Annotated in this window: 10 protein-coding genes, 1 tRNA gene and 1 pseudogene; 8 read left to right on the top strand and 4 right to left on the bottom strand. The window is 73.4% G+C overall.

Annotation, left to right across the window (positions count from 1 at the left end; all coding sequences use genetic code 11):
* From AB0E83_RS28600 to AB0E83_RS28585, 4 genes and pseudogenes are all read left to right on the top strand, one after another.
* Window positions 1–300 (top strand): annotated as a pseudogene (locus tag AB0E83_RS28600) (RNA helicase); the annotation flags it as partial.
* A gap of 188 nt (window positions 301–488) precedes the next feature.
* Complete coding sequence (locus AB0E83_RS28595) at window positions 489–3,752, top strand: VCBS repeat-containing protein (RefSeq protein ID WP_362117971.1); 3,264 nt, start codon at window positions 489–491, stop codon at window positions 3,750–3,752.
* 308 nt (window positions 3,753–4,060) lie between these two features.
* Window positions 4,061–7,213, top strand: coding sequence for an FG-GAP-like repeat-containing protein (locus tag AB0E83_RS28590; RefSeq protein WP_362117969.1), 3,153 nt, complete (start codon window positions 4,061–4,063; stop codon window positions 7,211–7,213).
* Between the two features lie 116 nt (window positions 7,214–7,329).
* Window positions 7,330–7,402 (top strand) — tRNA-Lys (locus AB0E83_RS28585).
* A gap of 252 nt (window positions 7,403–7,654) precedes the next feature.
* On the opposite strand, the gene AB0E83_RS28580 is transcribed toward AB0E83_RS28585, so the two are convergent.
* The 4 genes from AB0E83_RS28580 to AB0E83_RS28565 all read right to left on the bottom strand — a co-directional run bounded on the left by AB0E83_RS28580 (window position 7,655) and on the right by AB0E83_RS28565 (window position 11,700).
* Window positions 7,655–8,896: an ABC transporter permease gene (locus tag AB0E83_RS28580; protein ID WP_362117966.1), complete on the bottom strand. Its 1,242-nt coding sequence runs from the start codon at window positions 8,894–8,896 to the stop codon at window positions 7,655–7,657.
* Entirely contained in the window at window positions 8,893–9,615 is a 723-nt protein-coding gene (locus AB0E83_RS28575) for an ABC transporter ATP-binding protein (RefSeq protein ID WP_362117963.1), read from the bottom strand. The genes AB0E83_RS28580 and AB0E83_RS28575 overlap by 4 nt, the downstream gene beginning before the upstream one ends.
* Window positions 9,612–11,129 (bottom strand): peptidoglycan-binding domain-containing protein, encoded by a 1,518-nt coding sequence (locus tag AB0E83_RS28570; RefSeq protein ID WP_362117960.1) that lies wholly within the window; start codon window positions 11,127–11,129, stop codon window positions 9,612–9,614. Before AB0E83_RS28570 ends, AB0E83_RS28575 begins: the two co-directional genes overlap by 4 nt.
* 64 nt (window positions 11,130–11,193) lie before the next feature.
* A complete protein-coding gene (locus AB0E83_RS28565) occupies window positions 11,194–11,700 on the bottom strand; it encodes a hypothetical protein (RefSeq protein ID WP_362117957.1) in 507 nt (168 codons plus the stop codon).
* A 271-nt stretch (window positions 11,701–11,971) separates the two neighbouring features.
* Here AB0E83_RS28565 and AB0E83_RS28560 point away from each other — a divergent pair, with 271 nt between their 5' ends.
* The 4 genes from AB0E83_RS28560 to AB0E83_RS28545 all read left to right on the top strand — a co-directional run bounded on the left by AB0E83_RS28560 (window position 11,972) and on the right by AB0E83_RS28545 (window position 15,818).
* Window positions 11,972–12,397, top strand: coding sequence for a hypothetical protein (locus tag AB0E83_RS28560; RefSeq protein ID WP_362117954.1), 426 nt, complete (start codon window positions 11,972–11,974; stop codon window positions 12,395–12,397).
* A 227-nt stretch (window positions 12,398–12,624) separates the two neighbouring features.
* On the top strand, window positions 12,625–13,344 hold the full coding sequence (locus tag AB0E83_RS28555) for a hypothetical protein (RefSeq protein WP_362117951.1): 720 nt from the start codon (window positions 12,625–12,627) through the stop codon (window positions 13,342–13,344).
* Between the two features lie 412 nt (window positions 13,345–13,756).
* Window positions 13,757–15,142: a diacylglycerol kinase family protein gene (locus AB0E83_RS28550; RefSeq protein ID WP_362118000.1), complete on the top strand. Its 1,386-nt coding sequence runs from the start codon at window positions 13,757–13,759 to the stop codon at window positions 15,140–15,142.
* Window positions 15,135–15,818: a phosphatase PAP2 family protein gene (locus AB0E83_RS28545; protein ID WP_362117948.1), complete on the top strand. Its 684-nt coding sequence runs from the start codon at window positions 15,135–15,137 to the stop codon at window positions 15,816–15,818. The genes AB0E83_RS28550 and AB0E83_RS28545 overlap by 8 nt, the downstream gene beginning before the upstream one ends.
* Window positions 15,819–16,147: the final 329 nt, after the last annotated feature.

The raw sequence follows: 16,147 nt of genomic DNA, 5'->3' as shown, positions 1-16,147 counted from the left end.
CGTGACGACCGCGGTGGCCGTTCCTTCGAGCGTCGTGACGACCGTCCGTCCGGTGGCTTCCGCCGCGACGACCGTCCCTCGGGCGGTTTCCGCCGGGACAACGACCGTCCGTCCGGCGGCTTCCGCCGGGACAACGACCGTCCGTTCAACCGCGACCGCCGCGACGACCGCCCCTCGGGCGGCTTCCGCCGCGACGACCGCCCGTCCGGCGGCTTCCGCCGCGACGACCACCGTCCGTCCGGCTCCTCCTTCGGAGGCGGCCGCCGCGACGACAAGCCCCGCTGGAAGCGCAACGGCTGAGACCCCGGCCGTCTGACCTGACAGACGACGAAACCCCCGTGACACCCGCTGTCACGGGGGTTTCGTCGTATCCGTGTCCGGCGTACAACCGTCGGGCGGCCCCGGTGGTCTCGTACACGAGCACGCGCGTCGCGCACGCGCCCGACGCCCGTCGCACCGACGGACCACCCCCCCCAGGAGGGGCCTCCTTGCCTCGTACCGCACCCGCGCGGCGCGCCCGCACGCGCGCCGCCCTCGTCCTGGCGCTCGCGACCGTCACGGCGGCGACGTCCGCCGGGATCGCCGCGCCGCCCGCGGTCGCCGACACGGCGCCGCAGACGACCGTGCTGCCGGCCGCGCCGCGCTTCTCGCCGCGCGCCACCTCGATCCTCAACGCCGGCGAGACCGGCTACCTGCTGGCGCAGGAGGGCGACACCCGCCTCCAGTGGATCGACTACGCCACCGGCAAGGCGACCCCGCTCGCCGTCACCCTGCCGGAGGCGCCCCGCTACGACTACGAGACCGGCTACTGGGACCGGTTCCAGAAACTGCCCATCGGGGGCGGTGGGTACTGGGGCCAGGGCTCCGACACGGTCGCCGTGTACTCCGCCGCTCCCACCCCGCACGTGACCCTCCAGAAGGGCGCGGGCGCGGTCTTCGCCGACCTCGTGATCCCCGAGGGGCAGACGTACGTGAGCACCTTCGGCGACACCGTGCTGACCCGTACCGGCGAGGCCGACGCCGTCACCGGCTACCACCTGCTGCGGTCGGCCGGGGCCGGGAAGGTGACGGACACGCCGGTCACCGGCCTGCCCGAGGGGGCCGTGCCCACCGGAGTGGAGGACGGCGACGCGACCTCGCTCGTGCTCCGCTACAGCGACTCCGCCGAGGGGTGGGGGAACTGGGCGCTCGTCGACCTGGCGGACGGGACGGCCGAGACGCTGCCGGAGCCCCCGGAGGCCGACCCCTGGGAGGTGCAGGGCTTCCGGCTCGGCGCCGGAACGATCCTGCGGCTGCGTACCGGCCGGGGCGAGATCGACGTCCTGGACCGCGCGGCGCCGGGGACCGTGCTCCGCGTCGCGGACGCGAGCTCCACCGCGGGCGGCACCTTCTTCGCCGTCGGCACGACCGTGCTGGTCGCCCAGGGGACCGAAGGACAGAGCAACGAGTACCGGGGCTCGTCCCTCTGGCGCCTGCCGTCCGAGGGCGAGGGGGGCTTGATCGAGTCCGTGTTCCAGCACGCGGACGAGCAGGTCGTCATGGCGCCCGACGGGACCGCGCTGGTCGCCGGAGCGAAGACCGCCGAGCCGCAGGGCGACATCGACTGGGCCGTGCACCGGCTCGTACCGGCCGCCGGCGGCGGCGTGGAGGCGCGCCGCCTCACCACCGTCGAGCCCATGCCCGCCCGGATCTACGGCCTCTCCCTCGGCAGCGGCGTCCTCACCCGGGCCGAGAACAGCACCTACTTCCAGCCGGGCGACTACTACGGCGTCTACCGCTCCACCTGGCTGACCTCCGCCGGGCAGCCGCAGCCGGTCCGCACCACCGTGGACGGGCTGATGAGCGGCGACGGAGCGTCCTGCCACACGGACTCCACGGCGCGCTGCGTGACGATGTGGGCGAGCGGGGACGGGTTCCACGGGCGGAGCGATGCCGCCTACAACGCCACCACGATGGTCCTGGAGAACGGCGCGACCGGGTGGGGGCCGCGGGTCACCACCGGCATGGGCAGCCCCGAACTGACGGATCTCTCCGGCCGGTTCGGCCTGGTCACCAGCGCTGTGTCCCGCACCGATCCGTACGTCGTCGAGTTCCGGAAGCAGGACGGCGTCGTCCGCGAACGGCGCACCGACCTCACCGCCGCCCTGTGGGGCTCCACCCTGTGGAGCGCCACCGAGGACAGTCCGAAGGTCACCTCGAAGTCGCTGGCGACCGGCGCCGCGGGACCGTCCTTCACCACGCGCAACGGATGCGTCCCGGCCCAGCTCCAGGCCGCCGGCCGCTGGGTGTACTGGTCCTGCGACAAGGAGAGCTGGGGCTCCGGGCGGGGCTCCGGCGTCTACGACCGGCAGACCGGGCGGACCATGGACGTCCCGGGCCTCGACTTCCGCAACACGATGCTCGGCGACGGCTACCTCGTCCGGCAGGACCCGGAGGCGGGCCTGCGCCTCTACGACCTGCACGCCGGGCTCCCCGCCTCCGGCTCCGCCGCCGACGTGCCGCAGCGGACGCTGGCCACCGCCGCCGCCCTCGGCCCGGAGGCCCAGGCCCGCCGGGACTGGACCGTCGACCGCTTCGGCGGCCACGTCGCCTACGCCGGCACCGACCAGCGGGTCCGCGTCGTCACCACCGGGGTCCCCGCGCCGCCGGTCTCCGTCATCGACTCCGCCGTCACCGGCGCCGCGCTGGACCTGGCCGCCTCCGGGGCCGGCTGGTCCGGCCGCTGGTGGACCTCCAAGCCCACCGGGGCCTGGAAGCTCACCGTGAAGGAGAACATCACCGGGAAGGTCGTCCACACCGCGTCGGGCGCCGAGGCGCGCGGCCTGATCGCGGCGAACTGGTCCGGGAAGGACGGCTCCGGACGGCCCGCGCGGAACGGCCCGTACACCTGGACCCTCACCGCCCGGCCCGCCGACGGCGTCGGCGCCGACCTCGCCCTGACCGGCTCCCTGACGGTGACCGGCGGCGCCCCCGCCCCGAAGCCCGCCTGGCGGGACGTCAGCGGCGACGGGAAGGGCGACCTGCTCGGCCTCACCTCCGGCGGGACGCTGACCGTGCGCACCGGCACCGGCACCGGAACCGGCGGGCTCGGCACCGGCGCCTCCGCGTCCGGCTGGCCCGCCTCCTCCGTCGTCGTGCCCTTCGGCGACCTCTCCGGCGACGGCTGCGCCGACCTGCTCGTCCGCGACGCCGCCGGGACGCTCACCCGCCACGACGGCTCGTGCGGCAGGGCGGCGTTCGCCCCGTCCGGCCCGCGCCGGGCGATCGGCGGCGGCTGGCAGATCTACAACGCGCTGACCGCCCCCGGCGACCTCACCGGCGACGGCCGCACCGACCTGCTCGCCCGCACCCCCGCCGGCGAGCTGTGGATGTACGCCGACAACGGCGCCGGCGCGTTCAGCACCCGCGTCCGGATCGGCGGCGGCTGGCAGGCGTACGACCGGATCGCCGGCGTCGGCGACCTCGGCGGCGACAAGCACGGCGACCTGCTCGCCCGTGACACCGCCGGCGTCCTCTGGCGCTACTCCGGCACCGGCCGCGGCACCTTCGGCACCCGGGTGCGGATCGGCGGCGGCTGGAACGCGTACGACTCCCTCGTCGGCGTCGGCGACATCACCGGCGACGGCAGGGCGGACCTGGTCGCCCGCGACACCGCCGGCGTGCTGTGGCGGTACGCCGGGACGGGCACCGGCCTGTTCGCGGGCCGGGTGCGGATCGGCGGCGGCTGGCAGATGTACCGGACGCTGTCGTGACGACCCGAGCGGTCTGATCCGCCCGGTCGATCCGATGAGGTCCGACCGGCCGAGCGACCCGATCCGGCCGGCCGAGCGACCCGATGAGGTCCGCCCGGCCGAGCGGCCTGACCTGACCGGCCGACCGACCAGGTCCGGTCCGACCGATCGACCCGATCCGATCCGCCCGGCCGGCCGGCCGGTGAGACGAACGGCCCGTTCCCGTACAACCATCACGGGGGCGGGCCGGTCTCGTACAGGGACGCGTGGGACGCTCGTGCGTTCGAACGCTTGCCGCACCGACGGACCACCCCCGGGGAGGGGCCTTCTTGTCTCGTACCGCAGCCGCGCGGCGGACCCGCACGCGTGCCGTCCTGCTCGCCGCCGTCCTGGCCGCGACCGGCGCGGGCCTCGTGCCCGGCGCGGTCGCCGCGCCCGGAGCGCCCGTGGTCGGCATCGACCAGCTCGACATCGACCCCACCTGGCGCACCGCGCCCCGCGCGGAGACGGTCTTCGCCGTCGGCACGGGCGGATACGCGCACCGGGCCGAGGACTCCGACCCGTCCTCGGGGGAACCGGTGCGGTGGACGGACTTCGCGACCGGCGAGAGCCGGACCCTGGGGTACGGCGGCGACGAGTCCTTCGCCGAGTTCGGCACCGGCGGCCGGTACGCCTACGGGCAGGAAGGCACCGCCGCCCCCTTCGTCCTCGACCTGAGCACCGGCGCGCGGACGACCGTGACCCGCCCGGAGGACACCGTTCACCGGGGGCTGGTCGGCGACCGGCTGCTCTTCCAGCAGTACGTTCCCGGCACCTCGTCCGGGTCCACCAGCGGCTACTTCCTGCGGAGCGCCGCCGCCCCGAACGGCCCGTCCACCCCCGTCACCGGCTGGCCCGCCGACGCGGACCTGCACCGGGCGCGGCTCGTCGCCGGGACCGAGGGGCTCGCCGTGCTGCGCTTCGCCCGACAGGGCGGGGACGGGAGCACCTCCCTCGGACTCGTGGACCTGACGACCGGGCGGATGACGGTCCTGGAGGCGGCCGGCCCGGCGGAGACGACGCGCGCCGGCGTCGCCGTCACCGCCGAGCGGATCGCGTGGGTGGACGCCGACCGGACCGTCCACATCCGGCCGCTCGCCGGCCTCGCGGGCCCGGAGACCAGCTACCCGCTGCCCGCCGGGCTGAGCGCCGACCGGATCGGGCTCGTCGGCGACTGGCTCCTGACCACGACCGAGACCACGACGACGCTGGAGGACCTCGCCCGCCGGCTGGTCGCCGTCAGCCCCGCCGGGGAGCAGAGGACGCTCCTCACCGGCGCCGAGGAGCGGATCACCCAGCTCGGCGACGGCTCCGGCACGGCCGCCGTCACCGGCGGCACGTCCGCCACCGACTGGGCCGTCCTCAAGGCCGTCCCCGGCAAGGGCGACGGGGCCCCGGTCCTGGAGAAGCTGCGCACGGTGGATCCCCTGCCGACCGAGGTGGTGGCCCTCGCCCTGGGCATGGGCCGGCTCACCACGCTGGAGCACGACAGCGGCGAGGAGCCCGGCTTCCGGACCCGTTCGCTCCCGGTCGGCCCGCTCCACACGGGCCAGTCCGCTCCGGTGCCGGCCGGCACCGAGGCGGGCGCGCAGTGGCACGGGACCCCGCTCTTCGACGCCGGCGACGGACGGACGGTCTCCTCGCCGAGGATCGCGTACACGCCCCGCACGGTCGTCTCCCGCAAGGCCGACGGCCGGACCACCCGGGTGCGGGTGGACCAGAACGGCCAGGTCGGCGAGGTCGCCGACGCCTTCGGCCGCTGGGCGGTCTACCAGACCGGCACGCCGGACGGGTACGGCGGACTCGCCGCCGACGGCGAGACCCTCGTCCTCGACATGGACGGGCAGAAGATCGTCTCCCGCCAGAAGCAGGTCGCCGCGGCGCTCTGGGGCGACACCCTGTACACCGGCACGGGCACCACGGGTCAGGTCGCGCGCAAGGACCTCGCCACCGGCAAGGCCCTCGGCACGCTCGCGACCGAGTCCGGCTGCCCGCTGACCGAGCTCCAGACGGCCGGCCGCTGGCTCTACTGGGCGTGCGCCGGATACCGCAAGCAGGGCGTCCTCGACCTGAAGAACCCGGCCGCGCCCGTCCGCGTCCCCCTGCCCGCGGGCTCCTACCGGGGCGGCCTCCTCGGCGACGGCCACTTCGTCGACGAGGACGGCTCGTACCTGCGGGTCACCCCCTTCTCCACCGGGAAGGCCGGCACGCCCCACCTCCTGACCCGCGCCGAGCCCGTCTCCGGCCCCCGCCGCACCGCCTGGACCGTCGACCGCTTCGGCGGTGCCGTGGCCTACCGGGGCGCCGACCAGCGGGTGCACGCCGTCTGGACCGGGGTGCCCGCGTCCGACCTGACCGCGCCGTCGACGTCCGCGCCGACGGGGCTGCGGCTGCCCGGGACCTGGAAGGGGGCCTGGACGCTGTCCAAGCCCGCCTCGTACCACGAGGTGGCGATCCGGAACGCGTACAGCGGGAAGGCGGTGCGGACCTTCCGGGCGAACGAGACCCGGGGCCGGATCGACGTGAGCTGGGACGGGCGGAACGCGGCGGGCGTGCCCATGCCGAACGGCCCGTACGTCTGGGACCTGCGGGCCAACACCGCCGACGGCCAGGGCCGCGACCTGATCGCCGCCGGGCGGATCCAGATCTCCGGCAGCCGGCCCGCCTACCGGGACCTCGCCGGGAACGACGCCCAGGGCGAGCTGCTCGGCGTCGACGCGGCCGGGGCGGTGTCGATGTACCGGGGCAACACCTACGGCTACTTCTCCGCGCGGATCGCGGGCTCGGGCACGGCCTTCCCGGCCGGCACCCTCCTGGTGCCCTTCGGCGACGTGAACGCGGACAGCTGCGCCGACGTGCTCGCCCGGGTCGGCGGCGAGATGCGCGCCTACCGGCCGGGCTGCGGCAAGGTCGTCACCGGCTCGTCGCCGTACACCTCCGTCGGATCCGGCTGGGGCCAGTACGACGTGCTGACCTCGCCCGGCGACGTCGACGGCGACGGACACGCCGACCTGATCGCGCGCCAGACCACCACCGGCGACATGTACTTCTACGCCGGCACCGCCGACCACCGGCTGAAGACCCGGGTCCGCATCGGCACCAACTGGAAGCTCTACCAGCGGATCACCGGCGCCGGCGACCTCGACGGCGACGGCCGCGGCGACCTCCTCGGCATCGACGGCTCCGGCGTGCTGTGGGCCTACTACGGCACCCCGGGCGGAGGCGTCACCCCGCGCACCAGGGTCGGCGGCGGCTGGCAGATCTACTCCGCCGTCCAGGGCGTCGGCGACCTCGACGGCGACGGCGACGGCGACCTCGTCGCCCGCGACACCTCCGGCCGCCTGTACGCCTACTACTCCTTCGGCACCGGCCGCACCGGCAACCGCTACGGCGACCGGGTCCTCCTGGGCGGCGGCTGGAACACCTTCCGCTCCCTCTTCTGACCGCCCGCGCCCCCCACCGCGCCGCGCCCCTCCACCCGGGGCGCGGCACGGCGGAACCCGATACCCGATCGGTTCCCAGGGCCTGTCCGGCTATGCTGCTCGGAGTACTCGCACACGGGCCGTTAGCTCAATTGGCAGAGCAGTGGACTTTTAATCCATTGGTTGTGGGTTCGAGTCCCACACGGCCTACCGAGTGGCTGGGGGAGGGGAGACCCTCTTACCTGCTGCGGAGCGCCCCGACCGGTTTCGGCTGGTCGGGGCGCTCTGTCGTTCGGGGGCGCATGCGTGAGCGGGTGGGTGGAGGGCCGAGCCGGATTCGGGTCCGGCCCGGTGTTCCGTGGTAGGCGTCCTGGTCGGATGCGGGCCGTGGGGCCAGGTCCACGACCTGCCTCACTGGCGTCAGCGGGACGGCCTGGAAGGGGCACGCCCGCCGGCATGGCCTCAGCGGCGCAGGGCTTCGGCAGGCTGGATCCGTGCCGCGCGCCATGCGGGGTAGAGCCCGGCGACGACGCCCGTCACCAGCCCGATGACCGGGGCGGCGGCTGCCGTCGTCGGATGGATCACAGGCGTCCAGTCACGGATCGCGGCGACCGTCACCACGGTCAGGACGCCCAGGGACGTGCCGACGAGACCCCCCAGCGTGCCGAGCGCGCCGGACTCGGCGAGGAACTGCACGGTGATGTGGCGTCCGCGTGCGCCCAGGGCCCGGCGCAGGCCGATCTCGCCGGTGCGTTCCAGGACGGCGACCAGGGTGGTGTTGGCGATGCCCACGGCGCCGATGACGAGACAGATGGTCGCGAGGAGGAGGAACAGCTGGCTCAGGTCGTTGCCGACTTTGCCCCGCAGCACCTTGGGGTTCGGCGGCGGCACGACTTTGAAGTACTCGGGATGGTCGGGGCGCAGCGCTGTCGCTGCTTCCCCGGCCACCTGCGAAGCGGCGCCGAGTTCCGTCGAGATCAGCATCTTCGCGCCGCCCCCCTCAGGACTGCCCCACATCCTTTCCGCCGTCGTGCGAGGTATGACGACGGAGAGCAGAAGGTCCGCTTTCCGGTCCGTGTCGGAGACGATGCCGATGACGGTGAACGGCTGGCTGCCGACGAAGACGGCCGGTCGGGTCTCCAAGGTGGTGATGCCGAGTCGTTCGGCGACGCCCGCGCCGATGACGGCGACGGGGGCGGCGTGATCCGACGCGTAGTTGTCGTAGACCCTCCCTTCGGACAGCCGGGTGCCGGCCGCGGCGAACATCCCCGGTGAGGCGGCCACGACGCCGATCGTGCCCGCGGTGCCGGCTCCTCCGACGACGGCGGAGGAGCGGACGGCTTGGTCCGGTGCCAACCGCACCGGCCAGTACACCCCCGCGTGCTCGACTCCGTTCAGGCGTTCGGCTCGCGCGTCGGCGTCTCCAGGGAAGGCGAGACCGGCGAACTCGTTCTGCTCGTGGGCGATGTCCTCGACCGTCACTTCGGTCGCGCTCAGGGCGTTGAACCGTGTGTCGATCTGCGATGAGGTGGTGGCCGTCAGCCCCAGGATCGCGACGAACGTGCCCACCCCGAGGACCGTGCCGAGAGCGGTCAGCACAGAGCGCCCAGGCCGCTGGAGCATCCCCGCCAGAGACTCGCTGAGCACGTCGCGCCAGCCGAACACAGAAGGCCGGATGCGGTCGGCCCCTCGTGCCCGCTTCACCCGAGGACCTGGTGCGTCGCTGTCCCGGAAAGGCTCAGCACGCCGTCCCGGATGGTCACCACGCTCTGGGCGCGGGCGGCGACCAGGGGGTCGTGGGTGATCACAAGTACCGTCATCCCGTCTCTGTGGAGATCTTCCAGAAGAGCCAGCACCGAATCCGCGTTGGCAGTGTCGAGGTTTCCTGTCGGTTCGTCGCACAGCAGCAGGGAGGGGCGCGTCACCAGTGCCCGGGCGATGGCCACGCGCTGCCGCTCGCCTCCTGAGAGCCTCGTGGGCAGCGAGTCGACGCGGTGGCCCAGACCCACTTGCTCCAGCGCCCGACGTGCCCGGTCCGCGCGCTCCCGGCGGGGAGTGCCGTCATAGACCAGGGCGAGGGCGACGTTCTCCAGGGCGCTGCGCTGTGGCATGAGGTGGAAGGACTGGAAGACGAACCCGATGCGCAGTCCCCGCAGCGCGGTGCGGTCGGCGTCCCGGAGCCTGCCGGTGTCGATGCCGTCGAGGAGATACGTCCCGGAGGTGGGCGTGTCCAGCAGGCCGGCGATGTTGAGGAAGGTGGACTTCCCTGACCCGGAGGGGCCCACCACGGCGAGGAAGTCACCGCGTCTGACGGCCAGGTCGCAGGGCCTGAGGGCGGTCACGGGAGGGGGCCCGGGATAGGTCAGGCCGATGCCTCGGAACTCGATGACCGGCGTCTCGGTGTCTGGGGTGGCTCTCCTCACGGGGTGTTCCCCTCACGGGACGTGCCCGTGATGACCCGGTCGCCCTCGGCGAGCAGGTCGGCGGTCTCCGGTGTGACAGCCACGAAGCCGTCTCCCGCGGTGCCGGTCCGTATCTCCACCTGGCGCCGGTCACCATCCGCCTCGACCACGGTCACGGTCGTCCGCCCGTCCGCACCGGAGCTGATCGCGGTGATCGGAACGACCAGAGCCTCCCCGTCCGTCGACGCCGCGATGACCGTCACCCGTACGTCCTGGCCCGTCAGATCGGCCTTCAGCGGTGTGCTGGGGGTGATTCCCACGAGCCAGCCCGCTCCGCCCTGTGAGATCGACCCGTTTCCGTCCTGCGGGCTCCCGCCGCCCTCGCCCTGCTCCTGACCGTCCGCCGACCCGGCGGCCAGTCGTCTGTCGGTGACCGAGGTGACCCGGCCCTTCGCGGACGTTCCTGTCACCTCGGAGTAGATCTCGGCCCCGTGCCCGGTCCGGATGAGGTCCTTCTGGTACTCGGGGACGTACGCCTGCACGACGAGCTTGCCGGAGGAGAGCGTCATCGCGGTTCCGGTCGCCTCCCCACCTGCTTTCGCGATCACCGCGTCCACCCGGGCAGGGAAGCCCTTGAGGAAAACGACTTCGGCGGCAGGCAGCGTCGGTCCGGAGGCGGCCTCGGCGGCGGCCAGGGCCGTCCGCGCGGCGGCCAGGTCCTCGCGCGCCCTGATGACGGCCTTCTGCAGGCCGCCATCGCCGTCGCGCGTGCCGGCGGATGCGGATGCCGCTCCCTCAGGGGCCGCACCGGAGGCCGGTGCCTCGGCATCGGCGGCAGGGCGATCGCGCAGGGCGTCCTCGGCATCCTCCAGAGCGCGTTCGGACGAGGTGACCCGAAGTCGGGCCTCCGCCACGGGGTCGCCGTCCGTCGCGTGCGCCGGAACCGGGTCGTACCCCAAGGAGGCGTAAAAGGCGCCGAGGGCGTTCTTCGTTCCGGCACCGAAGCTGCCCGCCGTGTCGGGTGCCGTGTCGTGGCCGATCTTCCGCAGCGCTCGCTGCAGTTGACGTACGTCGTCGCCCGTGGCGCCCGGCCGCAGATCGCGGTAGACGGGCAGAGTGCCTTCCAGGGTGAACACGGGCCGCCCGGACACCTCCATCAGCACCTGACCGGCCCGAACGGCGTCCCCCGGGTGCACAGGAATCTTGGTGATGACCGGCCCTGTGCCGCCTTCGCCGGCGGCACCCCGGGGAGTCACCTCGACCATCTGTTCCGCCACGACTTCACCACGGGTGATGACGGACGACGTGAGCACCCGGCGTTCCACCGGAGCCGTCAGTACGCTGGGCGGGGGCGCCGCGGCCTCCGCAGCCGCCTGCGCGGGGGATTTGACGAACAACGTTGCCGCCAGCCCTCCGAGCGTGGCGCACACGGCACCCAGCGCGATGGCAGCGACCCACCGTCGCCGGCCGGCCGTCCCGTTTCCACCCGGTGAGGGATTCAGCCTCTCCGTGAAGTCGTCCTGCTGCGGTTCCACATCTGTCATGTCGTTCGTGCCCCGAGTCATCGCTCCCCTTCGCCCTCACCCCGGAGTGGACGGTTCAGCCGCCGACGACGTCGCCCGTCGCAGCCTCGGTGGGGGCGCACTTCGCCAGGGCGTCCTGGAACTTGGGGGCGCGGGTCTGGTCCCTCTGCTCGTCGGTCAGGTTCACGTCACCGGTGGCCGGGTCGGGTTCCGGGTACTCGGGGAAGCCGTTCTTGCGGAGGCAGGCGCTGAGTTCCTTGGCCTTGGCCAGGAACTCGGCAGGAACCGTCGCGGTCGACGAGGGAGCAGCCGTGGGGAGCTTGTCCTGGCATTTCACCTGGGCCGCCGTCATGGCGGCGGGCTTGTTCACGTCCTTGTCCACGCGGAGCTGGCCGTCGTCACGCTTCTCCAGGACGACACCGTTCGCTTCGAGACACCGGTAGTAGCCCTCTTCTGCGGTGTTGGCGGAGGAGGGCTGCGCCGCCTTCGCCTCGTCGGAGCCACCACTGGAGCAACCGGTGAGGAACGCGGCGGCGCACAGCGCCATCGCGGCGAGTCCGGATGCGGCAGGACGAACAGGCATGGGGGAGCTCCGATGGCAGGGCGTGATGAAGGAGAAAGGGGAACTGCGAACCGACTTGACAGATTCGAGGCAGCAGAAGATCGGGTGTGACACGAACCGATCGTTCCAGGTAGAGGCAGCGAGGATAGGGCCGCCGAGAAGGTCCTGTCCAACGCTCCTGAAACCCATGGACGCCCCCATCCCTAACATGATCAAATCGAGCGCCTCATGGCCTGATCTTTACGTTCGGTCTGGGCGGTACCTGCGTGTTCAACCTCGACGAAGGGCAGAGATGAGAACTGATCGAGTGATCCGCAAGGCTTCGGCGTTCGCCGTGACGGCTGTGGTGCTGGGCGGGGCCGTGCTGGGCTCGGCCGGGTCGGCGGCGGCCGCGACCCACGCTGACGGCATACTCGAATCCGGGGAGCTCGGGCTCTACTACAACTCCGGCCAGGGCGGCTGCGTCTTCGACGTCTACGTCTACGACAACGACTTCACCGACAACCGCTTCAAGGACCCGAGCAGCATCAACTGCCCTGGCGAGGGCCAGACCACGAACGACAACACGGCGTCGTACCGGAACCGCTGGTCCGGTACTTACTACGTGTGGACCGACGTCTTCCGCGAGGGGATCCGGGGCTCGATCCCCGGTGGCTACGTCGGCAACGCCACCGACAACTACAAGAACAAGATCTCTTCGAGCGCAGACAAGATATGACCCGGCGTTACACCGCAGCCGTCGGGGTGGTACTCGCCCTGGCGGGCTGCTCCGCCACAGGCGGAGGCGGAGGCGGCTCCGCACAAAGCGATGCCGAACCACGTATCGGCTCCATGCCCGCCATGCTCAAGACCGCCGGTGTGACCTTTCCGCTGGATGCCTACGAGGCCGCACCCGAGCAGCAGGACGCGCTCACTCGGGCACAGAACACGTTGACCGGTCGGTGTATGACGAGGTTCGGCTTCGTCTTCCACGCCCCCGAGCGGCCTCCCGTCTCCGCGAGCGAGTCGAATGCCCGTGTCTTCGGTCTGGCCGACCCGGACACGGCCGCCCGCTACGGCTACCAGAACCCGAGCATGGCGGACGCTCCCCGGCAACGGGGCTCCGACCGGCAACTGACCGAGGCGGAAGAACTGGCCCTCATGGGCGAGGACGACCTCGACCCCGCTGACATGCCCTCGAATCTGGAGGATGCCGAGAAGGGCGGCGGAAGCGACGTCAAACTCAACGGACAGCGGCTGCCCGTCGGCGGCTGCGTCCGCGAGTCCTTTCTCAAGCTGTACGCCCGCAAGGCGAACGAGGTCGACATCCTCTTCGTGTTCAACCTCAAGAGCGAGGCCGACTCGAAGGCGCTGGAGGACTCCCGCGTCCGGGCGGTCTCCAAGCGCTGGTCGGAGTGCATGGCGAAGGCCGGCTACACGGTCGCGGACCCCATGAAGGCGGCCAGGGAGATGGGCTTCTCCGAGGGCGCGCTCTCCAGTGCCAGGGCGATCACGGCGGCCAAGGCCGACGTGCGGTGCAAGCAGCAGGTCAACCTGGTGGGGGTGCGGTACGCGGTGACGGTGGCCTACCAGAAGCAGCTGATCGAGAAGCACGCCGAGACCCTGTCCCTGGCCAAGCAGCAACTGGAATCCCGACTGGCTCTGGCTGCTTCCCTGACTCGTTGAGCGGAGCCTGGTTTCCTGCCGCCCATGCAGATGCTCACTGTTCTGGTCGGGCGAGCGGACGTTCCGGCACAGGCCGGTTCCGGCCGGACCGTGCGGCACCGTTCACCCCGCCCGACCAGGCATCCGCGGACCGAGAGGCACCTTCCGGCATCACCCGGTCGGACCCGGCCTGGACTCTTGTTCCTTAAGGGTGGGTTCGAGCCCCGCACGGCCTATCGACACCGAAGCGCCTCCGTCCGGAACCCCCGGGCGGGGGCGCTTCGTCGTTGTTCGTGTCGGAGGGCCCGCTGGGCGGGGGCTTCCCCCGGACGGGGGAGTCCGCCGGGTGGGGGAGCGGAAGCGTGGGGGAGGGTGGAGGGTGGAGTACGGGTCGGCGGACGGAGCGGTGCGGTGGTGGGACGACGGTGACGCGGTGAGGACGGCGCGGGGACTCGCGCGGGTGGCCCTGCTCGCGGCGGTGGGGGCGGTGGTCGTCCTGCTCCTGGCGCTGGGCGGCGGCGGGCTGCTGGCGCTGTTCAGCGGGCTGGCGGGGCTGGCGGCGGCGGCCGTGGGGCTGTGGTGGTTCGTGGCGCACCGGGGAGCGGTGCGGGTGCTCGGGGCGGTGCTGCTGGTGGGGGCGCCGGTGGGCGTGCTCGTGCTGTACGTGGTCGCCGGGCTGTGGCTGTTCGCGCTGATGTCGCTGGGGCTGTGGGGCGGGGCGCTGGCGTGCGCGCGGGCCGCGCTGCGCAAGCCGGAGGAGGTGGGGGACGCGCCCGCGCCGGCGGTGCCCGCCACCCGGCCCCGGCGCGCCGTGCTGATCATGAACCCGAAGTCGGGCGGCGGGAAGGTGGAGCGGTTCGGGCTGGTGGCGAAGGCGGAGAAGCTGGGGGCGCGGGTCGTGCTCCTCGACCCGTCCGCGCCGGTGGACGTCGAGGAGCTCGCCCGGCGGGCCGTCGCGGACGGCGCCGACCTCCTCGGAGTGGCGGGCGGCGACGGCACCCAGGCCCTGGTCGCCGCGGTCGCGGCCGAGCACGACCTGCCGTTCCTGGTGATCTCGGCGGGCACCCGCAACCACTTCGCGATGGACCTCGGCCTCGACCGGAACGATCCGGCGGCCTGCCTGGACGCGCTGACGGACGGTGAGGAGATGCGCGTCGACCTCGGCACGGTCTCCGGCCGGCCGTTCGTCAACACCGTGTCCTTCGGGGTGTACGCGGACGTGGTGCGGCGGCCGGAGTACCGGGACGCCAAGGCGGAGACGGCGCTCGACGCGCTGCCGGACCTGCTCCAGGGCGGGCAGGGCGACCGGCTCGACGCGACCGCGGACTCCACCCGGCTGGCGGGTCAGCAGGCGGTCCTGGTGAGCAACAACCCGTACGCGACGCCCGATCCGTTCAGCGCGGGCGCCGGCCGGCGCGTCCGGCTGGACAGCGGACGGCTGGGGGTGATCGGCATCCGGGTGGACGGCGCGGCGCAGGCCGCCGAACTGGCGGTGCGGGGGACCCAGTCCACCGCGCTCAACGTGCTGACCGCGCACCGCGTCGAGATCCACGGCGGGGTCACCAACACCGGGGTGCGCAAGGCGGAGAGGGCCGTGTCGGTGGCCGTGGACGGGGAGGCGCTCGTCCTGCCCGCCCCGGTCGTCTGCGAGGTGCGGCCGCGCGCGCTGCGCGTGCTGGTGCCACGCGTCCGGCCGGGCGTGATTCCGCCGCCTCCGCCGTTGGACTGGCGGCGGATCATCCGGCTCGCCTTCCCGGACCTCCACGGGTCCGGGTCTTCGAACCGTCCCAGGACCCCTACAGGAGTGGCGCATGAGTGACGAGAGCACGAGCGGCGAGACGACGAGGGGCGGGAGCGGGGCGTACGACTCCGTGAGCGGCCTCCGGACCGCGGCGCGGCTGCGGGACCGGCCGCGGGCCGCGGTCTCCGCCGTACAGGCGGTCCTGCACGACCTGCGGACGGTGGACGGGGCCGTGTACGGGGCGGTGGCCGCCACGCCGACGCCCGCCCTGGACGCCGGTCTGCGCCGGCTGTCGAACGCCGCCGACCACTCGAAGATCTCCTTCGCCGTCGCCGCCGGGCTCGCCCTCTTCCCGGGCCGGCCGCGCCGCGCGGCGGTCGTGGGCCTCGGCGCGATCGCGATCGCCTCGGCCACCGCGAACCTCCTCGGCAAGCGGCTGGTGCGGCGGCCCCGCCCGGACCGGGAGGCGGCCCGGGTGGTGGTCGGCCGGTACGTGCCGATGCCGGAGTCGGCCTCCTTCCCCTCGGGGCACACCGCCTCGGCGGTCGCCTTCGCCACCGCCGCCGGCGTGGTGCTGCCGCCCGCCGTGGTGCCGCTGGGGCTGCTCGCCTCGGCGGTCGGCTACTCCCGGATCCACACCGGGGTCCACTACCCGGGCGACGTGGCCGCCGGTGCCGTCCTGGGCCTCGCCAGCGGTGCCGCCTCCCTCGCCGTCGGCGCGTCCCTGGCGCACGCCCGGGGGAAGACCCTCTGACGGTGGCGGGCGGCCGAACGCGCTTCGGGGGACGGCCGGTTCAGGCGCGCGGACCGGCGCCGTGCAGCAGGGTCCCGATGATGCGGGCGGCGAGGGCGTCGGGGTCGGCCGTCCTCCACCGCCCGGGCGAGCTGACAGGCCGCCGACGTCGTCGGCGTCCTGCTCGTCGCGGCGGGCGTCGCCCTCGGCTTCCCGCGCCCCGGGCGCGAGGGCCGGGAGGCGCGCCGCCCCCGGACGGGCGCCGCCGCCGTTTCGGCGCGGGCGCCGGACTGCTCGCGGGCACGGTGCTCGCGCTGACCCCGGTGGCCGCGCTGATGTTCCGCTTCAAC

Origin of the sequence: Streptomyces sp. NPDC035033 (assembly GCF_040636735.1) — a bacterium.
Lineage (GTDB): Bacteria > Actinomycetota > Actinomycetes > Streptomycetales > Streptomycetaceae > Streptomyces.
Note: the sequence above shows the minus strand (reverse complement) of the source record. Positions and strands in the feature narration are given on the sequence as shown.